The sequence below is a fragment of the Stenotrophomonas sp. YJH_SMC_94-11 genome, assembly GCF_059370435.1.
This window is the reverse complement of sequence record NZ_JCAFTR010000001.1, coordinates 440,753-460,203: the sequence shown is the minus strand read 5'-3', so window position 1 is coordinate 460,203 and position 19,451 is coordinate 440,753. Positions and strand designations below refer to the sequence as shown.

Genomic DNA, 19,451 nt, shown 5'->3' with positions numbered 1-19,451 from the left:
GATGTCCGCCTCCCCCGGTCCTGCCATGCCTGCTGCCTCTTCCCTGTTCGGCGATCCCGCCGCGATCCGCTGCGAACGCGCGGTGGCCGAACTGCGTGCCGGTCGCCCGGTACTGCTCCACGATGGCCAGGGCCAGCGCCTGGCGGTGATTGCACTGGACAGCGCCACTGCCAGCAGCTTTGCCACGTTCGCCGGTGCCGCGCGCGAGCGCCACTACCTGTTCCTGACCGCGACCCGCGCCCGCGTGCTCGGCGTGGAAGCACCGGAAGGCGCGCGCCTGCCGCTGGCTGGCATTGCCTTCGATACCCTGCCCTCGCTGGGTTACCTGCGCGAGCCCGGCCCCATGCCCGACGGCTGGGCGGCCGGCGACGCCTTCGATGCCGGCGCGGTGGAGCTGGCCCGCCTGGGCCTGCTGCTGCCGGCGATGGTCGCGGTGCGCCTGGACGTGGATGACCACACTTTCGACGGTGCCGCCGAGGTGGCCCTGTGCGACCTGGCCGAAGGCGCGGCACATGCGGCCCACGACTACGAACTGGTGGCGCGTTCGCCGGTACCGCTGCGCGACGTCGGCATGACCACCTTCGCGGTGTTCCGCGGCGGCGTGGCCCAGCGCGACCAGGTCGCGATCATCGTCGGCGAACCGGACCTGTCGTCGGTGGTACCGGTACGCGTGCACTCCTCGTGCCTGACCGGCGACCTGTTCGGCTCGCTCAAGTGCGACTGCGGCGACCAGCTGCGGCGCGGGCTGCGCAAGCTGAAGGAACTGGGCGGCGGCGTGCTGCTGTACCTGGACCAGGAAGGCCGCGGCACCGGTATCGCCGCCAAGATGCGCGCCTATGGCTACCAGCACGACGGCCTGGATACCATCGACGCCGATGCACAGCTGGGCTTCGGTGCCGACGAACGCCGCTACGGCAGTGCGGTGGCGATGCTGCATGGCCTGGGCATTTCGCGCGTGGCTCTGCTCAGCAACAACCCGACCAAGGCACAGCGCCTGCGCAATGCCGGCATCGAGGTGCTGGACTGCATTCCGGTCACCGGCGAGATCACCGCGGAAAACGAACACTACCTGCGCACCAAGGCCGATCGTGCTGGCCACCTGCTGGATGTCGATGCGCTGATCCAGGCTGCCCAGTAACGCAGCCGACCTGCTACCGTCTGCGCGGTGCGGCCACCGCCGCCGCTCGCCCTGCCACCTGACGGAGCCCGCGTGACCGACGTCGCCCCCATCGCCCCGCCCACCGATGCCTGGCAGTCGCTGCCGCAACGTGCCGCCCGCCTGGCCGCACTGGAAGGCGCCTTCGGCGGACTGTTCGTGCCAGGTCTGCCACTGGCCGCAGCTGCCTGGTTCTTCGATCTGCCCGGCGGCCTGTGGACTGCCACCCTGGGGCTGCTGATCGGCATCCTCTTCGGCGCCTGGCTCGGCCGCCGGCGACTGACCCGCACCCGCTGGCGCCTGGATGACCAGGGCCTGGGCCTGCGCCGCGACCTGATGTGGCAGCTGGAAACCCGCATTCCCATATCGCGCGTACAACACCTGGACCTGCGCCGGGGCCCGTTGGAGCGCCGCGCCGGCCTGGCCACGCTGATCGTGCACACTGCCGGTACCCGCATGAGCGCGGTCACCGTCAACGGCCTGGATGAAGCCGACGCCGAGCGCCTGCGCGACACCCTCTCGCACCAGCTGGACCAGGACGCCGACGCCCTGTGAGCCTGCCGCCGCCCCTGCCCGCATCGCTGCCTGCCGGTGGCGAGGACCATCGCCTGCACCCGTGGTCGTGGCTGTTCGTACTGCTGATGCAGCTGCGCCACTACTTCCTGCCGCTGGTCGCGCTGCTGGTGTTCGGCCAGCGTGGCGAGCGCGACCCGATGTGGGCGCAGTTGATTCCACTGTCGGCGATCGCGGCACTGGTGCTGGTCTCGGTGCTGCAGTACCTCAGCTACCGCTACCGCATCGGCAGCGATGCCATCACCGTGCGCAGCGGGCTGCTGGCGCGCAACCGCCGCGAGATCCCGTTCGCCCGCATCCACAACGTGGAAGTGCGGCAGAACCCGCTGCACCGGCTGTTCGGTGTGGCCGAGCTGCGCCTGGAATCGGCCGGCGGCGTGCGGCCGGAAGCCGAGATGCGAGTACTGAGGCTGGACCAGGCGCTGGCGCTGGAACGGCTGGTGCGCCAGCGTGGGCAGGCACCGCAGCCCGCCGACGTCGTCGCCACGCCCTCGATCACCGGGACCGACACCGAACAGGTGCTGCTGCGCCTGTCGAGCTGGGACGTGGTGCGCATGGGCCTGCTCTCCAACCGCGGATGGGCACTGGCGATCGCCGCCTTCGGCGTGCTGTTCCAGACCGTGCCGCGGCCGGTGATGGACGCGGCCATCCAGCGTGGTGGCAGGGAGGCCTTCGGCTACGCAAGCCACCTGCATCCCGGCGTGGCCGGCGCCTTCCTGCTGCTGGCCGCAGCCCTGCTGCTGGGCTGGCTGGCGCTGCGGGCGTTGTCGGTGGTGCTGACCCTGCTGCGCTATCACGGCTTCACTCTCAGCGAGCAGGATCGCCGGCTGACCGTCTCGGCTGGCCTGGTCAGCCGAACCCGCAGCAGTGTCGCGCGTCGCCGCATCCAGGCCTGGACGCTGCACGAAACCACCCTGCATCGCTGGTTCGGCCTGCGCCAGCTGCGCATCGACAGCGCCGCCGGCGGCCCTTCGCGGGACCAGGACCGCGCCCTGCGCGAGCTGGCACCGCTGGCCCCGGCAATGCGCTGCGAGCAGTTGGTGCAGCACCTGCTGCCACAACTGCAGTGGCCACCGGCGCAGTGGCAGTCCATTCCGCAGCGTGGCTGGTGGCGGCTGTGCCTGGGTGCGCTGCTGCTGGTCCCCGTGCTGGCCGCAGCCGCGTACTGGCGCTGGGGATCATGGGGCCTGATCGTGCTGGCCTGGTTGCCGCTGGCGCTGCTGGTGGCACATCGGCAGATGGCGCGCATGGGCTGGTATCTGGATGACCACTACGTCGCCGTGCGCGGCGGTTGGTGGAAGCGCTGGTGGCGCTGGGCCGAGCTGGACAAGGTGCAGGGCCTGCGCCTGCTGCGCTCGCCACTGGACAAGCTGTTGGGCACCAGCAGCCTGCAGCTGGATACCGCCGGCGCGCATGGTGATGTGGCGTTGATCCTGCACTACCTGCCGCAGGCGCAGGCGCAACAGGTGATGGAGCAGCTGGCGCGGCGCAAGCTGCGCTGGTGACGGCGGGGCCGGATCCCGGCCGCGCATCCACGCATGGCGTGGATCTACTGTAGAGCCGAGCCCACGCTCGGCTTACCGCTGCGACGGCCCCCAATACCCCAGGTCCTTGCGGATCTGCAGGTCGCGCACCCAGCTGCCGAACGGCTTGCGCCGCAGCACGCCCATCTCGCCGGACAGGAAATCCTCGGTAGCCGCAATCACGCGCTCGCTGGACAGGCCATCGCGGTACGGATGGATGGCATCGGCGTAGCGCACGATCTCCGCCTGCAGCGCGGCGTCGGGATGCAGCGCGCGCTGCAGCATCGCCGGCAGCTGCACCGGGTCGTCGAAGTCGATCATGTGCGGCTTGGGCACCCGGTTGCGGAAGGTCACCACCGGCTTGTGCTGGACGATGAACTCCGAAACGATCGAGGACGTATCGGACACCAGCACATCGGCGGCGCGCTGTGCGGCCATCACCTGCTCCGGCTCGATGAAGCGCGCATTGGCACCGGCCAGCGCGCGGTAGCGTTCGAACAATTCCGGTGGGCACTTCGGGTGCAGGGTCAGCAGCCAGTAGCGCTTGCCCTCGGCGATGTCGGCAGCAATCTGCGCATGCAGGTGCGGGGCTGCGCTCAGGCGTTCGGTGAAGGTCGAACCGAACAGGATCACCGGGCGTCCTCCAGCGGCGGCGCGCAGCGCGGCGCTCTCGCCACCATCGTCGCGGAACAGCGGATCCAGCTTCGGCCAGCCGGTCTCGGCCACCGCGAAGTGGCCCTGCAGGGCCGCGATCTCGCGGAACGGCCCGGTGGTGGCCGGCCCCTGCGTGCAGTACAGGTCGAACATGCCGCGCACCCGGAAGTGGCCGCGCGCACTGTCCCGCTTCTCCACGTTGAAGCCATGGAACAGCTGCACCTTGGCTCCCGAAAGGAAGGTCGGCACCCAGTTGGCGGCGCTGAACACCGCCCGCGGCCGCATTGCCAGCGCCTGCTTGAGGCCGATGTTGGGCACTCCCGGCAGCTGGCTGCCGGCCGCGCCGCCCTCGAACCAGGCTGCCACCTCCTGCCCGGAGGCGTGCAAGGCCTGCGCCAACGGGGCGAGAATAGGCAGCGCATAGCGCTCCGTCGCAAACAACAGGTACCCGGCCATCATGTCCTCCACGACCGCTCCCATCGAACGGCCTCGCATCTCGGCCTGCATTATCGCGTTCAACGAGGCCGGCCGCATCGGCGACTGCCTGGCCTCACTGGCCTTCTGCGATGAGATCGTCGTCGTGGACTCCTACTCCACCGATGCCACCGTGGCCATCGCCGAGGCCGCAGGCGCCCGCGTGCTGCAGCGCCCGTTCGACGGCTTCCGCAGCCAGAAGGCGTACTGCGTCGAGCAGGCCCGCCACGACTGGGTGCTGTGCCTGGACGCCGATGAGCGGATCAGCCCGGAACTGCGTGCGGCCATCGAACAGGCCCGCGACGGTGGCTTCGCTGGCCATGCCGGCTATCGCTTCGCACGCCTGTCGGAGTACTTCGGCAAGTTCCTGCGCCATGGCAATGCCTACCCGGACCGGGTGATGCGCCTGTTCGACCGCCGCCGTGGCGGCTGGCGCGGCAAGCGCGAGATCCACGAGGCCGCCAGCGTCGATGGCAGTGTGGGTACCCTGCGCGGCGACCTGGTCCACTATCCCTACCGCTCCTTGCAGCAGCAGCTGGCCAAGACCGAGAAGTACGCGCGGATGATGGCCGAGCACGAGTTCGCGCGCGGTAAACGGGCCACGCTGGGCAAGCTGGTGCTGGCACCGGCCTGGCGGTTCTGGCGCGGCTTCGTGTTCCGTGGCGGCTTCCGCGACGGCTGGCATGGCCTGGTCTACGCCTATGTGCGCGCCAACTACGTGCGCCAGAAGACCATCATGCTGTGGATGCTGGGCAACGGCCAGGCCGTGGCCGACCCGCCGAACCCCTGATCGCCGGGCCCTGCCCGGCGCGCCGATGCGTCACGCCCCGGTGGCTGCCCGGTAGCGCGCGCCTTCGACGATCGACAGGCCGGTCAGCAGGCCGACCAGGGTCACGTAGAAGCTGGCGGTCATCTGGTGCGCGAACATCGACTGGGTCAGTCCGCACAACGCGTAGGTGATCACCAGCATGATGCCGGCTGCGGCCGGCCCACGGAAGGTTGACCGGCCACTACGGCGATGCAGGCGCACGAACAACCACAGCGGGATGCCATACACCGCCAGCAACAGCAGCAGGCCCGGTACGCCCTGGGTCGCTGCCCATTCGGCAACATCGTTGTGTGCATGCCCCAGGTGGCAACGCAACTCTTCCGGATTCTCCCGGCAGACCGGCACGCGCAGCATCGCGCTGTCGAAATGGCCGATGCCAACACCCACCAGCGGGTGATCGAGGAAGGTCTCCCAAGCCACCTGCAGGCGTTCCACGCGGGCACCGGCGGAAGAATCACTGTCGCCCAGTTCCATCCGCTGCACGTCACTGTGCAGCTCGCTCAGGCGCACCTGGTGACGCAGCTCCGGCACCGACAGCAACAGGGTCGCGCCGATCGCCAGCATGCCGGCCAGCACCGACAGGCGCGCCGCACCGGTGCGCCAGCGCAGGCTCAGTGCCAGCACCACCAGAAGCGCCAGCAGGGCGGCGAACACGCCGCGGCTGCCGGTCAGCACGATGGTGCCGCAGCCGGCGGCCGTGCCGAGGATCACCAGCGACCAGCGCCGCGACGGGCGACAGAACACCAGCAGCACCATCAACACCATCACGATGTCGGCCAGCACGATGGCGTTGGTGAACAACTCTGCGCGCGGGGCGCCACCCAGCACCTGCCACAGCGACATCGCGAAGGTGGCGAGCAGGCCGGTCAATGATCCGTACCAGAGCCACCGCAGGTTGGGACGCAGCGCGCAGACCCAGAGCGCGATCCACGGGATCACCACGAATCGCGAGCGGTTGTCGACGTCACGCAGGCCCTGCTCGAACAACACCACCGAAAGTACGCCGAGCGCCAGCACCGCCAGCATCAGCCAGGCCAGCACTTTCACCGGCTGACCGGCCATGCCGCGCGCGCGCCACAGCAGCTCCGGCGCCAGCAGCGTGCTGAGCAGCAGCAGCAGGCCATACGGCAGCAGGTTGATCGGCACGGTCAGCACCAGTGCCGGCAGGCAGAACAGGCCCAGCTGGGCCAGCGCATGCGCGGCCCCATGGCGCCCACCGGCGGGAACGCCCAGCGGGTCGCCGGCCATGGGGTTCAGGTTGTCCGGTGAAGCTGGCACGTCGGGAAGTATCGCTGCAATCTGCGGGAAGAACGGGAAGGACCAACGGAGGCCGTCCCAGCCTGCTGTTTTACTGCCTTTGGGCCCGCTTGGGCAGACTGGACAAGCCGGAATCGTGGTGGCTAGTCATGTTCCTGCAAACGCCGTTCACGTTCGCGCTCCTCTGCAGTGACCACGCAGGGCACCTTCACCGCTGCTGCCGGCACCAGCCACCAGCGCCGCCGGTTGGCCACGCCGGCCAGTTCAGAACGGTTGCGGTCGACGCACGACAGCATCGCGTATTCGTGCACCAGCAACCAGCGGCGTCCGGGCGCCAGCCGCTGCCAGCGCGTGGCCGCAATCAGCTGCTCGTCCCAGTCCGTCTCGAAACCGAAGGTCGCTGCGGGGCGGTCGGCCAACAGCAGATGCTGCTCCTTCCAGGCCACCAGCCCCAATTCGGCATCCGGTCCCAGACGGTCACCAACCGTGCGCATCAGGCCGCGGGCGGAACTGGAATCGTTCAGCAGCGGATAGCCGACCAGGCTGTACAGCACCCAGACCATCGCCAGGGTCGACACCAGCGCCAGATGCCGGCGACGGCCGCAGGCCAGCAGGCTCACTCCGCCCCACACGCCCATCGCCAGGATCGTCCAGGCCAGTGCGTCGACGGCGCCGGGCGCCAGCCCGCGGCTGTGGGTCAGGCGCAGCTCGAAGGCCGGCTCGCCCAGCACCGCCATCGCACCGGCCAGGGCCAGGCCCAGTGACAGCAGGCCGGTGAACACCCCCACCACGGCCTGCACATCGCGCCGCCTCAGCAATCCAGGCAACAGCGGCGCCAGCACCAGGCAGAACATCGGCAGTGCCGGCAGGATGTACACATCGCGCTTGCCGGCGGGAATCGAGAAGAACAGCACCACCATCAGCCACCAGGCCAGCGGCAGCAGATAGCGCGGGTCGCGGCGGCGCAGCCGGCGGCGCCAGGCCGGAATCGCCCAGGGCAGGGCCAGGAACGCCGGGATCCACATCAGCGGCATCGTCGCCAGGAAGTACCAGGCGGGCTGGTGATGGTCCCAGGAATGGGCGTAGCGCCGCGCCGTCTGCTGGAACAGGATGTCGTCCATGTAGGCCAGGTACTCGTCCGAGCCGGTGGCAAAGCCGGCCAGCAGCATCGGCGCCAGCCACAACGACACCGCCAGCAGGAAGGCCAGCGGCGCCAGCCAGAAACGCGCGTCGCGCGCATGCAGTCCCACCCGTGGCCACTGCAACGCCGCGGCGATGGCCGCAGGCACGAGCATCAGCAGCGCCAGCATCCCCACGCCCTTGGTGATCACGCCGATGCCAGCAAAGAACCAGCCCAGCCACCACCAGCGCCAGCTTGGTCCCAGCAAAAGGTGGCGCAGCAGGCCGTAGTTGGCCAGGGTGATGAACAGCAGCAGCAGTGGGTCGATCTGCGCCTTCTTCGCCTGGAAGGTGAACTGCAGCGCGAACAGCAGCGCCCAGCCGGCGTACAGCCCCACCCGCCGCGTCCACAGGCGTCGCCCCAGGTCGACCACGCACCACAGCGTGCCCAGGGCCGCCAGCAGCGACGGCAGCAGGAAGGCCACGCGCCACTGCCCGACCAGGCTGTACAGCGTCGCCTGCCACCACATCAGCATCGGCGGCTTGTCCGAGTACAGCTCGGTGCCGCGATGCGGGAACAGCCACTGCCCGCTGTCGAACATCTGCTTGGCCACCAGCGCGAAGCGCGGTTCGTCCGACGGCCACGGATCACGAAGGCCCAGCCCGGCCCCCAGCACCAGCAGGGCCATCGCCACGAACAACCACGTCTCGCGCGACGCGCGGGATTTCAGCATGGGACTCGGAACGTCAGCGGGGTCAGGCTGTTTTTAGCAGACGCGCGTAAAAGAAACCGTCAGCATCGTTGTCACCCGGCAGGCGCTGGCGCGCAATCCCCTCGCAATCGAGGCCGAATGTGTCATCCAGAGGCTGTGCCGCTGCGTCCGGATGCCACTTCAGGAAGGCTCGCACCTGATCGACGTTCTCGGCGCGCAGGATCGAACAGGTGGCGTACAGCAGCACGCCTCCCGGGCGCAGCATCGACCAGCAGGCCTCCAGCAGGCGGGCCTGCACGCCGACCAGCGCATCGATGTCCTCGGCGCGGCGGTGGAACATCACGTCCGGCTGGCGGCGGATCACGCCGGTGGCCGAGCACGGGGCATCCAGCAGGATGGCGTCGAACGGCGTGCCATCCCACCAGGCCCCGGGATCGCTGGCATCGGCCACCCGGGTCTGCGCGCCCTCACCCACACCGGTGCGGGTATAGGTATCGCGGGCGCGCGCGAGTCGACGCGCATCGATATCGAGCGCCAGCAGGCGCAGACTGGGGTCACGTTCCAGCAGGTGCGCCGACTTGCCACCGGGTGCCGCACAGGCGTCCAGCACGCGGGCGCCGGTCGCGGGCGCCAGCGCGTCGGCTGCGCATTGCGCCGACAGGTCCTGTACCGACAGTGCACCGTCGGCAAAACCCGGCAGCTGGTTCACCGCAACGGGGGCCGCCAGGCGCAGTGCATCGGCGCAGAGCGCGCTGGGTTCGGCAGCAATGCCCGCCTCGGCCAGTGCCGCCAGTGCCTTGTCACGGCCGCCGTGCTGGCGGTTGGCACGCAGCCACAACGGTGCCGGTTGCAGGCTGGCGCTGAAGATCGCGTCGGCCTGTACCGGCCAATCGCGTTCCACCGCATCGGCCAGCCATTCCGGGAAGGCATCGCGCGCCGGCTGCTCCGGGAAACCTTCGCGCTGCGCGCGGCGCAGGATCGCATTGACCAGGCCGGCCTGGCGCTCACGGCCCAGCGCACGCGCGGCATCGACCGTGGCCGACAGCGCCGCATGCGCCGGCAGTTCCAGAACGTCCAGCTGGGCGAAGCCCACCATCAACAGGGTGCGCAGATCGGCGTCGCGCGCCGACAGCGGCTTCTGCATCCACGACTGCAAGGCAGCGTCATAGGTACTGCGGCGACGCAGCACCGCAAAGCACAGCGCTTCCAGCAAGGCACGATCGCGGCTGTCGGCCAGCTTCGGCAGCGCCCAGGCCAGTTCGGCCTTCAATGAACGGCCACGGGTGAACACCTGTGCCAGCACACGTGCGGCCAGCATGCGGGTGGCCGCGCCCGGCGCCGCCTTGGCCACGGAGAAATCGTTCTGCTTCGACACCGCTTATGCTCCCACGCGCAGATCACGGCGGGCGTTGAGGTAGTCGGCGGCGGTGATCGCCTTGCCGCCTTCGCGCTGCAGCGTACGCAAGCGCAGTGCGCCCTGGCCACAGGCGATGTCGATGCCATCGCGGCTGGCCGCCAGCACCGTGCCCGGCGCTTGGCCGTGGGCCTCCTCCAGCGCCACCGCGCCATGGATGCGCACGCGTTCGCCAGCCAGCGTCGCTTCGGCGATCGGCCACGGATTGAAGGCACGCACGGTACGCGCCAGCACATCGGCGCCCTGCGCCCAGTCCAGACGGGCTTCGGCCTTGTCCAGCTTGTGCGCATAGGTCACGCCCTGCTCCGGCTGCGGCCGCGCGATCGGCTTGATGCCGGCCCGCAGCAGGCCCAGGCCGTCGGACAGGACCTGTGCACCCAGCTCGGCCAGCTTGTCATGCAGCTGGCCACCGGTATCGGTGGCAGCGATCGGCAGTTCCTGGTGCAGCAGCACCGGGCCGGTATCCAGGCCTGCTTCCATCTGCATCAGGCACACACCGGTCTTTGCGTCACCGGCCTGGATCGCGCGCTGGATCGGCGCCGCCCCGCGCCAGCGTGGCAACAGCGAGGCATGCACGTTCCAGCAGCCGTGGGTCGGGATCGCCAGTACCGCCTTGGGCAGGATCAGGCCGTAGGCCACCACCACCATCAGGTCCGGCTGCAGGTCGCGCAGCTGCTGCTGTGCAGCCTCGTCCTTCAGTGATTCGGGCTGGTAGACCGGAATGCCACGGGCCACCGCCTCGAGCTTGACCGGCGACGGTGCCAGGCCACGGCCACGGCCGGCCGGCCGGTCAGGCTGGGTATAGACGGCCACGACCTCGTGGTGGCGCGCCGCGGCGCGCAGCGACGACACCGCGAATTCCGGCGTACCGGCAAAGACAATCCTCATGGCTACCCCACTTGCAGGATGGATTCGTGCAGGAAAGAAAACGGCGCCGTCGGCCGGCGCCGTGCAGCCCGCGCGCGTCGCGCAGGCACGGGCCACCCAAAGGGCGGCCCGGATGGGCGATCACGCCACGTGCTTGCGCTGCTTGGCCAGCTTCTTGCGGACCATCTCGCGCTTGAGCGGCGACAGGTAGTCGATGAACAGCTTGCCGTCCAGGTGGTCCATCTCGTGCTGGATGCAGGTGGCCAGTACTTCACCGGCCTCCAGCTGCTGTTCCTGGCCGTTGCGGTCCAGGTACTTCACGGTGATGGTGTCGGCGCGGGTGACGTCGGCGAAGATGCCCGGGACCGACAGGCAGCCCTCCTGGTACACCCGGCCCCCGTCCCTGGCGACGATTTCCGGGTTGATGAACACATGCGGTTCATTCTTTTCTTCGCTGACATCGATGACCATGAAGCGCTTGTGCACGTCCACCTGGGTGGCCGCCAGGCCGATGCCCGGGGCGTCGTACATGGTCTGGAACATGTTGTCGATCAGTTCCTGGAAGGCCGGCGTGGTGACTTCGGCGGCGTCGATCAACGCAGCCTTGGTACGCAGGCGCGGATCGGGGAACTCGAGAATGGGGAGAAGGGCCATGGCTGTTTCCGGATAGGGGGCCGGCACGCCGGCATACGTCGCAGATTCTAGCTCCAACGCTTGCCTTGCGCCCCGGTTTCTGGACTATAGTGCGTGGACCTGTTGGGGAATCAGGGCTTCACACCTATGTTGCTTCGTTTTCGTACGGTCGTCGCCGCGGCGATGCTGACCGTGGCTGCCTATGCTACCGCCGTGGAAGTGAATGGCGGGCACCCGGACACCTATGTGGTCCGAAAAGGGGATACGTTGTGGGATATCGCCGCACGTTTCCTGCAGAAGCCTTGGCTGTGGCCGGAGATCTGGCAAGCCAATCCGCAGATCGCCAACCCGCACCTGATCTATCCAGGTGACGTGCTGAGCCTTGCCTACCTGGACCGGGTGACCGTGTCCCAGGCCGGCCCGCGCCAGGAGGCCCCGATCGACGCCATTCCGCTGGCCCAGGTCGAGCCGTTCCTGAAGCAGCTGAGCGTTGTCGACAGCATCAAGCAGCTGCCCTACGTGGTCGGCCTGGAGGACAGCCGCCTGCGCGTGTCCGGCGGTGACACCGTCTACGTGCGCCTGGCCGATGCCCAGGTGGGCCAGCGCTGGGCCGTGGTACGCCCGACCGTACGGTACGCCCAGCCCAAGCCGACTGAAGACCTGACCGCCAATGGCGACGTGACCCCGGGCAGCGGCAACCTGTGGAAGGCCTACAACGCGCCCAACGCCCGCCGTGGCGTGCTCGGCTACGAGCTGGCCCAGGTCGCTACCGGCACCATCACCCAGATTGCCGGCGGCAAGGTCGAGGCCTCCACGCTGGTGCTGGACAAGAACGACGGCGGCCGCGAAGTGCGCGCCGGTGACCGCCTGGTGCCGGTCGAAGCCAAGCCGTACGACCTGCAGTTCATCCCTCATGTACCCGCTGCCGGTGTCGAGGGTGTGGACGTGCGCGTGCTGGCCGTCACCGACATGTTCAATGCCGGTGGCCCGCGCGACGTGATCGCGATCTCGGCCGGCCGTGCCCAGGGCGTGGACAACGGCACCGTGTTCTCGCTGTGGCGCCCGGGCCGCCATGTGGCGCACCGCATGAAGTACCCGAACTCCTCGCGCATGGACGACTCGCTCAGCACCGGCGCGGGCCGGGTCTCGCTGCCGGATGAGTATGCCGCACACGCGATGGTGTTCCGTACCTTCGACAACGTCAGCTACGCGCTGGTGATGCAGGGCGTGAAGCCGGTGCAGGTCGGTTACAACGCGCTGCACCCGGACGCGAAGTAACCGTTGCCGGGCGTGCCGGCCGCTGCCCGGCAGGCGTCTGCGGGAAAACCTGACGATCACGTGCGAAGGCGCCCTAGGGCGCCTTTGTTGTGTGCGGCCGATAGTGGGGGATGACCACGCATGCATATGAGGCGCTGCTGCGCCTGTTGATGGCGGGAGGCGCACTGGCGCCACGACGGGCCCTGCTGCAGGCCGCGGGCGGTGCGCAAGCCGCCATCGCGCAAGGCCCGGCGAACTGGCGCGCGCACGGCTGCACGCCGGAGCAATGCGCCGCGCTGGAACGTCCCGACGCCCGGGCGCGTGCAGCCGCCCTGCGCTGGCTGGAACAAGACAACCATCACCTGCTGCCCTGCACCGATCCGGCCTTTCCACCCTCGTTGCTGGAGGTGCCCAACCCGCCGCTGGCGCTGTTCGTCGCCGGCGACCCCAGCCTGGCCTGGCGCCCGTCGGTGGCGCTGGTCGGCAGCCGTTCCCCCACCCCGGGCGGGCGCGCACTGGCCGCGCGTTTTGCCGGCTGTTTCGTCGAAGCGGGCCTGGCGGTGACCAGCGGCCTGGCCGCAGGCATCGATGCGGCTGCGCACCAGGCCACGCTCGAGGCCGGTGGCTGCACCGTGGCGGTGATCGGCACGGGCCCTGACCGCGCCTATCCGGACAGCCACGCCCAGCTGCAGGCGCGCATCGCCGCCGAGGGCGTGGTGCTCAGCGAGTACCTGCCAGGTACGGCGGCCCGCCCAGGTCACTTCCCCGCGCGCAACCGGCTGGTGGCCGGGCTGGCGCTGGCCACCGTGGTGGTCGAGGCCGCGCAGCGTTCGGGCGCGCTGATCACCGCGCGCCTGGCCGCCGAGGCAGGCCGCGAGGTCTGTGCCCTGCCCGGGTCGGTGCTCAACCCGCGCGCGGCTGGTTGCCACCGCCTGATCCGCGAGGGCGCGGCGCTGGTCGAGCGCCCCGAGGAGGTTCTGGAACTGCTCGCCCCTGCCCTTCGCCTGCAGCTGCCGGGCTTGCAATCGCGGCTGTCCACCCCCACTGAACAGGCACTGCCGGCCCTCCTGCCGGCGCGCTGGGCCGACGACCCTGACTACCAGTGCTTGTGGCGAGCCCTGGACCACAACCCAAGCGGTATGGATTCACTGATCACGCGCTGTGGATTGACGGCGCCCCAGGTGTCCTCCATGCTGCTGGCCATGGAACTGGCGGGAATCGTGGTGTGCGTACACGGCCGCTACTGTCGAACTCCCTAGTTTCTTCACCTCCACAGCGTCGCGCGACGCAGGCCGAGGGGCAATGAAAGAGAGCATCCTGGATGTACTGCTGTACCTGTTTGAACACTATTTCAGCGAAGATGCGGACCTGATCCGTGACCGCGATTCGCTGCAGAACGGCCTGATCCAGGCCGGTTTCAGCCCCACCGAGATCAACAAGGCGTTCGACTGGCTCGATGCCCTGGCCGCGCAGCGGCCGAGCGTGGCCCAGGCGCGGGTCGATGGCCCCGTGCGCATCTACCATGGCCCCGAGCTGGACAAGCTGGATGTGGAATGCCGCGGCTTCCTGCTGTACCTGGAACAGCACGGCATCCTCGACGCCGACCAGCGCGAGCTGGTGCTGGACCGGGCGATGGCCCTGGACCAGGACGAACTGGACCTGGACGACCTGAAATGGGTCGTGCTGATGGTGCTGTTCAACCAGCCCGGCTCCGAAGCGGCCTATGCCTGGATGGAGACGCAGATGTTCATGGACGAGCCAGAACCCCTTCACTGACCGTACACTTGGGGGCATAGCGCATTCAGGAGCGTCCCCGTGAGCGAGTGGTTCCATGCAGAAGGCAACCGGCAGCAAGGCCCGCTGCCGGCGGAACAGTTGGTCGAGTTGTTCCGAAACAACCAGATCTCCCTGGACACCCTGGTCTGGCGCGACGGCCTGCCGCAATGGCAGCCGTTGCGCACCGTTGTCGACGAGCTGGGCCTGATCGTGCCGGCGCTGGACGTTGCTGCGCCGGCCCAGCAACCCGAGCCGGAACCGGAACCGGTGGCCCCGCCTCCGCCGCAACCGCCTGTACTGCCGCCGTCCACGCCCTATGCCACCCAGGCGGCGGCTGGGGTCCTGCCGCCGCCGAAGAAGAAGCTCTCCGGTTGCGCCCTTACCGCGATCATCGGCGGCGGCCTGCTGCTGGTACTGGTACCGGTCATGGCCATCCTCGCGGCGATCGCCCTGCCCGCATACAACGACTACACCGTGCGTGCCAGGATCGCGACTGCGGTCAATGCCCTGCAGCCGCTGAAGCAGCAGGTGCAGCACTTCGCCGACGATGAAGGCCGCTGCCCCGGCGCCAACGATGCCGGTTTCCCGGCCCCGGGTGACTTCACCCAGGCCGGCCTGTCGGCGGTGAACATCGGCCGCTTCAACAACGGCCACTGTGGCATCGAAGCAACGCTGGCCGTGCCCGGCAAGAGCCTCGATGGCGACCTGCTGTGGCTGGAATATGATCGCGACAGCGGCCGCTGGGAATGCAGCGGTGAAAGCGACGACAAGTACCTGCCGACGTCATGCCGCGGCTGAGCCACGCGCACGGCAGCACATCCAAGGACGATCCAACAGGGAACATGCAATGACTGAGTGGTACTACGCCGTAGGACAGCAACGCCAGGGCCCGCTGTCGGTCCAGGAGATCCGCCAGCGCTTCCAGCGCGGCGAACTGAACCTGGACACCCTGGTCTGGCGCGAAGGCATGGCCCAGTGGGCTGCACTGCGCCAGGTGGTCGATGAACTGGGCCTGCAGACGCTGGCCGACGCCAGCACCGCCACTGCCAGTGGCGGCTTCGACCTGCGCAGCGACTACGCCGCCATCGACAACGGCACTGCGCCGCTGCCTGGCACGGGCGCGCTCAGCAGCTCACCCTACAACGCGCCGGCCGCCGCCGCTGCCGGTGGCGCGCGGCCGGTGATCGGCGGCGAGGTGGTCTACGCCGGCTTCTGGAAGCGCGTCGCGGCCTACATGATCGACTACTTCGTGCTGGCCGTGCCGGGCGGCATCATCGGCGCCATCATCGGCGTGGTGCTTGGCGCCAGCATGGGCGCGGTGGGCAGTGGCGAGACCTCCATCGAAATCGTCGCGCAGCTGGCCAGCGCGCTGATCAACATGGCCATCGGCGTGGCCTACTACACCTGGTTCCATTCCTCGCAGGGCGGCGCCACGCTGGGCAAGATGGCGGTCGGCATCAAGGTCGTGCGCAGCAATGGTGACCGCCTGACCCGTGGCCGCGCCTTCGGTCGCTACTGGGCCATGCTGCTGAGCAGCTTCACCCTGGGCATCGGCTTCCTGATGGCCGCCTTCACCGAGCGCAAGCAGGGCCTGCACGACATGATCTGCGACACCCTGGTGGTCGACCGCTGGGCCTACACCGACCAGCCGCAGCTGCAGCGCCATGAGCTGGGTACGGTCACCATCGTGATCCTGGTACTGACCGGCCTGCTGACGGTGGCGGGCCTGGTGCTGCTGGTGGCTGCGGTCGGCTTCATCGCCAAGATGGCCTCATGAACGGCCATCCTCACGTCTGGCTGCTTGACAGGGGCTGGCCGGGCGTGATTCCTCTAATAAGGTGAAACCTGAACGCCCGGCACACTACCGGGCGTTCAGCGTATTGATTTGTCCGTGGCCGCTTCACTAATGCGGCCGTTTGCTCCACCCTAGCGGCCCCTTCCCTGCGGCTCGCCCCACAGACACTGCTGCCATGCCCAAGCACCTGCTCATCGTCGAATCGCCGGCCAAGGCCAAGACGATCAACAAATACCTCGGCAAGGACTACACCGTCCTGGCCTCGTATGGGCATGTGCGTGACCTGATTCCGAAGGAAGGCGCGGTCGACCCGGACAACGGGTTCGCCATGCACTACGACGTGATCGACAAGAACGAAAAGCATGTCGATGCGATCGCCAAGGCCGCCAAGGGCGCCGACGACATCCTGCTGGCAACCGACCCGGATCGCGAGGGTGAAGCGATCAGCTGGCATATCGCCGAGATCCTGAAGGAACGCGGGCTGGTCAAGGACAAGCCGATGCAGCGCGTGGTGTTCACCGAGATCACCCCGCGCGCCATCAAGGAAGCGATCAGCCAGCCGCGTGCGATCGCCAGCGACCTCGTCGACGCCCAGCAGGCCCGTCGCGCACTTGACTACCTGGTCGGCTTCAACCTGTCGCCGGTGCTGTGGCGCAAGGTGCAGCGCGGCCTGTCTGCCGGCCGCGTGCAGAGCCCGGCGCTGCGCATGATCGTCGAGCGCGAGGAAGAGATCGAAGCCTTCATCGCCCGCGAGTACTGGTCGATCGCTGCCGAGTGCGCGCACCCGTCCCAGCACTTCAATGCCAAGCTGGTCAAGCTGGACGGGCAGAAGTTCGAGCAGTTCACCGTCACCGATGGCGACACCGCTGAAGCGGCGCGCATGCGCATCCAGCAGGCCGCGCAGGGCTCGCTGCACGTTACCGACGTCGCCAGCAAGGAGCGCAAGCGCCGCCCGGCGCCGCCGTTCACCACCTCCACCCTGCAGCAGGAAGCCTCGCGCAAGCTCGGCTTCACCACCCGCAAGACCATGCAGGTGGCGCAGAAGCTGTATGAAGGCGTGGCCATCGGCGACGAAGGCACCGTCGGCCTGATTTCGTACATGCGTACCGACTCGGTGAACCTGTCGCAGGACGCGCTGGCGGAAATCCGCGACGTGATCGCCCGCGACTACGGCATCGCCTCGCTGCCGGACCAGCCCAACACCTACCAGACCAAGTCGAAGAACGCCCAGGAAGCGCACGAAGCCGTACGCCCGACCTCGGCCCTGCGCACCCCGTCGCAGGTCGCCCGGTTCCTTACCGACGACGAGCGGCGCCTGTACGAGCTGATCTGGAAGCGTGCGGTGGCCTGCCAGATGATCCCGGCCACGCTCAACACGGTCAGCGTCGACCTGTCGGCCGGCAGCGAACACGTGTTCCGCGCCAGCGGCACCACCGTGGTCGTGCCCGGCTTCCTGGCCGTGTACGAGGAAGGCAAGGACAACAAGAGCGCCGAGGACGAGGATGAGGGCCGCAAGCTGCCCGCGATGAAGCCGGGCGACCGCATCCCGCTGGAACGCATCCTGGCCGAACAGCATTTCACCCAGCCACCGCCGCGCTACACCGAAGCGGCGCTGGTGAAGGCGCTGGAAGAGTACGGCATCGGCCGTCCCTCGACCTACGCCTCGATCATCCAGACCCTGCTGTTCCGCAAGTATGTGGAAATGGAAGGCCGCAGCTTCCGCCCGTCCGACGTGGGCCGCGCGGTGTCCAAGTTCCTGTCCAGCCACTTCACCCAGTACGTGGATTACGACTTCACTGCCAGGCTTGAGGACGAGCTCGATGCCGTCTCGCGCGGTGAGGAAGAATGGATCCCGCTGATGGCCCGTTTCTGGGAGCCGTTCAAGGAACTGGTCGAAGACAAGAAGGAATCGGTCGACCGCGCCGAGGCCAGTGGCGCGCGCGAGCTCGGCACCGACCCCAAGACCGGCAAGCCGGTCAGCGTGCGGCTGGGTCGCTTCGGGCCGTATGCCGCCATCGGCAGCACCGCCGAGGACGCCGAGGAAAAGCCGAAGTTCGCCTCATTGCGCCCCGGCCAGTCGATGCACACCATCTCGTTGGAAGACGCGCTGGAACTGTTCCTGATGCCGCGCGCACTGGGCGAGGACAATGGTGAGCCGGTCAGCGTCGGCATCGGCCGCTTCGGCCCGTTCGCCAAGCGCGGCAGCACCTACGCCTCGCTGAAGAAGGAAGACGACCCGTACACCATCGACCTGGCCCGCGCCGTATTCCTGATCGAAGAGAAGGAAGAGATCGCGCGCAACCGGATCATCAAGGAGTTCGAGGGCAGCGACATCCAGGTGCTGAACGGCCGCTTCGGCCCGTACATCAGCGATGGCAGGATGAACGGCAAGATCCCCAAGGATCGCGAGCCGTCATCGCTGACCCTGGCTGAAGTGCAGCAGCTGATGGAAGAAACCGGCAAGCCGGTGCGCAAGGGCTTCGGCGCCAAGAAGGCCGCTACGAAGAAGGCACCGGCCAAGAAGGCTGCGGTGAAGAAGGAAGCAGCGCCGAAGAAGGCCGCGGCCAAGAAAGCGCCGGCCAAGAAGGCTGTGAAGAAAGCTGCCGCAAAGAAGGCACCGGCGAAGAAGGCCGTCAAGAAGACCGCTGCAAAGAAGTAGATCCACGCCATGCGCGGATGAGGGGTAGTGCCGGCCGCTGGCCGGCAACACCTGGAAGCCTCGGATGCCGGCCAGCGGCCGGCACTACCGAGCGGGCGCGTTCCACCCCTTCTGCACGCAGCGGGGGGATAATGGAGGCCCACGCCGGGCCGGTCGCCGTCATGAAAGAACTCACCCTGAACTCTGCTGTCGCCACGCTCCGCGCCGGTGGCGTGATCGCCTATCCGACCGAAGCGGTCTGGGGCCTGGGCTGCGATCCGTCACATGAAGCTGCGGTGCACGCGGTGCTGCGGCTGAAGCAGCGCCCGATCGAAAAGGGCATGATCCTGGTCGCCGCCGAACTGTCGCAGCTGGAGGGCTGGGTCCGCCTGCAGGCATTGCCCGACGCCCGCCAGCGCGCGGTGCTGGCCAGCTGGCCGGGCGCCAACACCTGGATCCTGCCGGCCGGTCCGCACGCGCAGCCCTGGGTCACCGGCGAACACAGCGGTATCGCGGTGCGCATCAGCGCCCACCCGCTGGTCGCCGCCCTGTGCCGCGCCTGGGGTGGCCCGCTGGTCTCCACCAGCGCCAACCTGGCCGGTGAACCACCGGCCCGCAGCCGTGCCGAGCTCGATCCGCGCCTGCTGCGCCTGCTCGATGGCCTCCTCGACGGCGAGACCGGCGGCCTGGCCCAGCCAACCCCGATCCGCGACGCGCTCAGCGGCAACGTGCTGCGCTCCTGAACCGACGATTGCACTGCCGCGGACAATCAC

The 19,451-nt window shown here is 68.6% G+C and carries 17 protein-coding genes; 11 read left to right on the top strand and 6 right to left on the bottom strand.

The window, feature by feature from the left end:
- Nucleotide 1: 1 nt before the first annotated feature.
- The 3 genes from ribA to AC5P74_RS02075 all read left to right on the top strand — a co-directional run bounded on the left by ribA (nt 2) and on the right by AC5P74_RS02075 (nt 3,234).
- Nucleotides 2-1,138: a GTP cyclohydrolase II RibA gene (gene ribA / locus AC5P74_RS02085; protein ID WP_053496995.1), complete on the top strand. Its 1,137-nt coding sequence runs from the start codon at nt 2-4 to the stop codon at nt 1,136-1,138.
- A 72-nt stretch (nt 1,139-1,210) separates the two neighbouring features.
- Nucleotides 1,211-1,711: a PH domain-containing protein gene (locus AC5P74_RS02080; protein WP_346607369.1), complete on the top strand. Its 501-nt coding sequence runs from the start codon at nt 1,211-1,213 to the stop codon at nt 1,709-1,711.
- Nucleotides 1,708-3,234 (top strand): PH domain-containing protein, encoded by a 1,527-nt coding sequence (locus tag AC5P74_RS02075; protein WP_495204776.1) that lies wholly within the window; start codon nt 1,708-1,710, stop codon nt 3,232-3,234. Before AC5P74_RS02080 ends, AC5P74_RS02075 begins: the two co-directional genes overlap by 4 nt.
- Nucleotides 3,235-3,306: 72 nt before the next feature.
- Here the strand turns inward: AC5P74_RS02075 and AC5P74_RS02070 are convergent, their stop codons facing one another.
- Nucleotides 3,307-4,365, bottom strand: a complete 1,059-nt coding sequence (locus AC5P74_RS02070; RefSeq protein WP_053497033.1) for a CDP-glycerol glycerophosphotransferase family protein — start codon at nt 4,363-4,365, stop codon at nt 3,307-3,309.
- Between AC5P74_RS02070 and AC5P74_RS02065 the strand changes: the two genes are divergently transcribed.
- Nucleotides 4,364-5,170 carry a glycosyltransferase family 2 protein gene (locus AC5P74_RS02065; protein ID WP_065178794.1) on the top strand — a complete coding sequence of 269 codons (807 nt, stop codon included), beginning with the start codon at nt 4,364-4,366 and terminating at the stop codon, nt 5,168-5,170. The genes AC5P74_RS02070 and AC5P74_RS02065 overlap by 2 nt on opposite strands.
- 30 nt (nt 5,171-5,200) lie before the next feature.
- On the opposite strand, the gene AC5P74_RS02060 is transcribed toward AC5P74_RS02065, so the two are convergent.
- The 5 genes from AC5P74_RS02060 to def all read right to left on the bottom strand — a co-directional run bounded on the left by AC5P74_RS02060 (nt 5,201) and on the right by def (nt 11,233).
- Nucleotides 5,201-6,457, bottom strand: a complete 1,257-nt coding sequence (locus AC5P74_RS02060; RefSeq protein WP_053496988.1) for an O-antigen ligase family protein — start codon at nt 6,455-6,457, stop codon at nt 5,201-5,203.
- A 152-nt stretch (nt 6,458-6,609) separates the two neighbouring features.
- Nucleotides 6,610-8,319: an ArnT family glycosyltransferase gene (locus tag AC5P74_RS02055; protein WP_053496985.1), complete on the bottom strand. Its 1,710-nt coding sequence runs from the start codon at nt 8,317-8,319 to the stop codon at nt 6,610-6,612.
- 22 nt (nt 8,320-8,341) lie between these two features.
- Entirely contained in the window at nt 8,342-9,673 is a 1,332-nt protein-coding gene (gene rsmB / locus AC5P74_RS02050; protein ID WP_053496983.1) for a 16S rRNA (cytosine(967)-C(5))-methyltransferase RsmB, read from the bottom strand.
- A 3-nt stretch (nt 9,674-9,676) separates the two neighbouring features.
- Nucleotides 9,677-10,600: a methionyl-tRNA formyltransferase gene (gene fmt / locus AC5P74_RS02045; RefSeq protein ID WP_053496981.1), complete on the bottom strand. Its 924-nt coding sequence runs from the start codon at nt 10,598-10,600 to the stop codon at nt 9,677-9,679.
- A 120-nt stretch (nt 10,601-10,720) separates the two neighbouring features.
- Entirely contained in the window at nt 10,721-11,233 is a 513-nt protein-coding gene (def, locus tag AC5P74_RS02040) for a peptide deformylase (RefSeq protein WP_005419619.1), read from the bottom strand.
- A 126-nt stretch (nt 11,234-11,359) separates the two neighbouring features.
- Here def and AC5P74_RS02035 point away from each other — a divergent pair, with 126 nt between their 5' ends.
- The 7 genes from AC5P74_RS02035 (at nt 11,360) to tsaC (ending at nt 19,421) form a co-directional block, all read left to right on the top strand.
- Nucleotides 11,360-12,490 carry a LysM peptidoglycan-binding domain-containing protein gene (locus tag AC5P74_RS02035; protein ID WP_005419620.1) on the top strand — a complete coding sequence of 377 codons (1,131 nt, stop codon included), beginning with the start codon at nt 11,360-11,362 and terminating at the stop codon, nt 12,488-12,490.
- A 110-nt stretch (nt 12,491-12,600) separates the two neighbouring features.
- Complete coding sequence (dprA, locus tag AC5P74_RS02030; RefSeq protein WP_065196855.1) at nt 12,601-13,728, top strand: DNA-processing protein DprA; 1,128 nt, start codon at nt 12,601-12,603, stop codon at nt 13,726-13,728.
- Nucleotides 13,729-13,771: 43 nt separating this feature from the next.
- A complete protein-coding gene (locus tag AC5P74_RS02025; RefSeq protein WP_005419622.1) occupies nt 13,772-14,245 on the top strand; it encodes a DUF494 family protein in 474 nt (157 codons plus the stop codon).
- A gap of 39 nt (nt 14,246-14,284) precedes the next feature.
- A complete protein-coding gene (locus AC5P74_RS02020) occupies nt 14,285-15,043 on the top strand; it encodes a pilin (RefSeq protein ID WP_495204775.1) in 759 nt (252 codons plus the stop codon).
- A 49-nt stretch (nt 15,044-15,092) separates the two neighbouring features.
- Nucleotides 15,093-16,022, top strand: a complete 930-nt coding sequence (locus tag AC5P74_RS02015; protein ID WP_005419625.1) for an RDD family protein — start codon at nt 15,093-15,095, stop codon at nt 16,020-16,022.
- Between the two features lie 193 nt (nt 16,023-16,215).
- Nucleotides 16,216-18,699, top strand: a complete 2,484-nt coding sequence (locus AC5P74_RS02010; RefSeq protein ID WP_329842896.1) for a DNA topoisomerase I — start codon at nt 16,216-16,218, stop codon at nt 18,697-18,699.
- Between the two features lie 131 nt (nt 18,700-18,830).
- Nucleotides 18,831-19,421, top strand: coding sequence for an L-threonylcarbamoyladenylate synthase type 1 TsaC (gene tsaC, locus AC5P74_RS02005; RefSeq protein WP_005419629.1), 591 nt, complete (start codon nt 18,831-18,833; stop codon nt 19,419-19,421).
- Nucleotides 19,422-19,451: the final 30 nt, after the last annotated feature.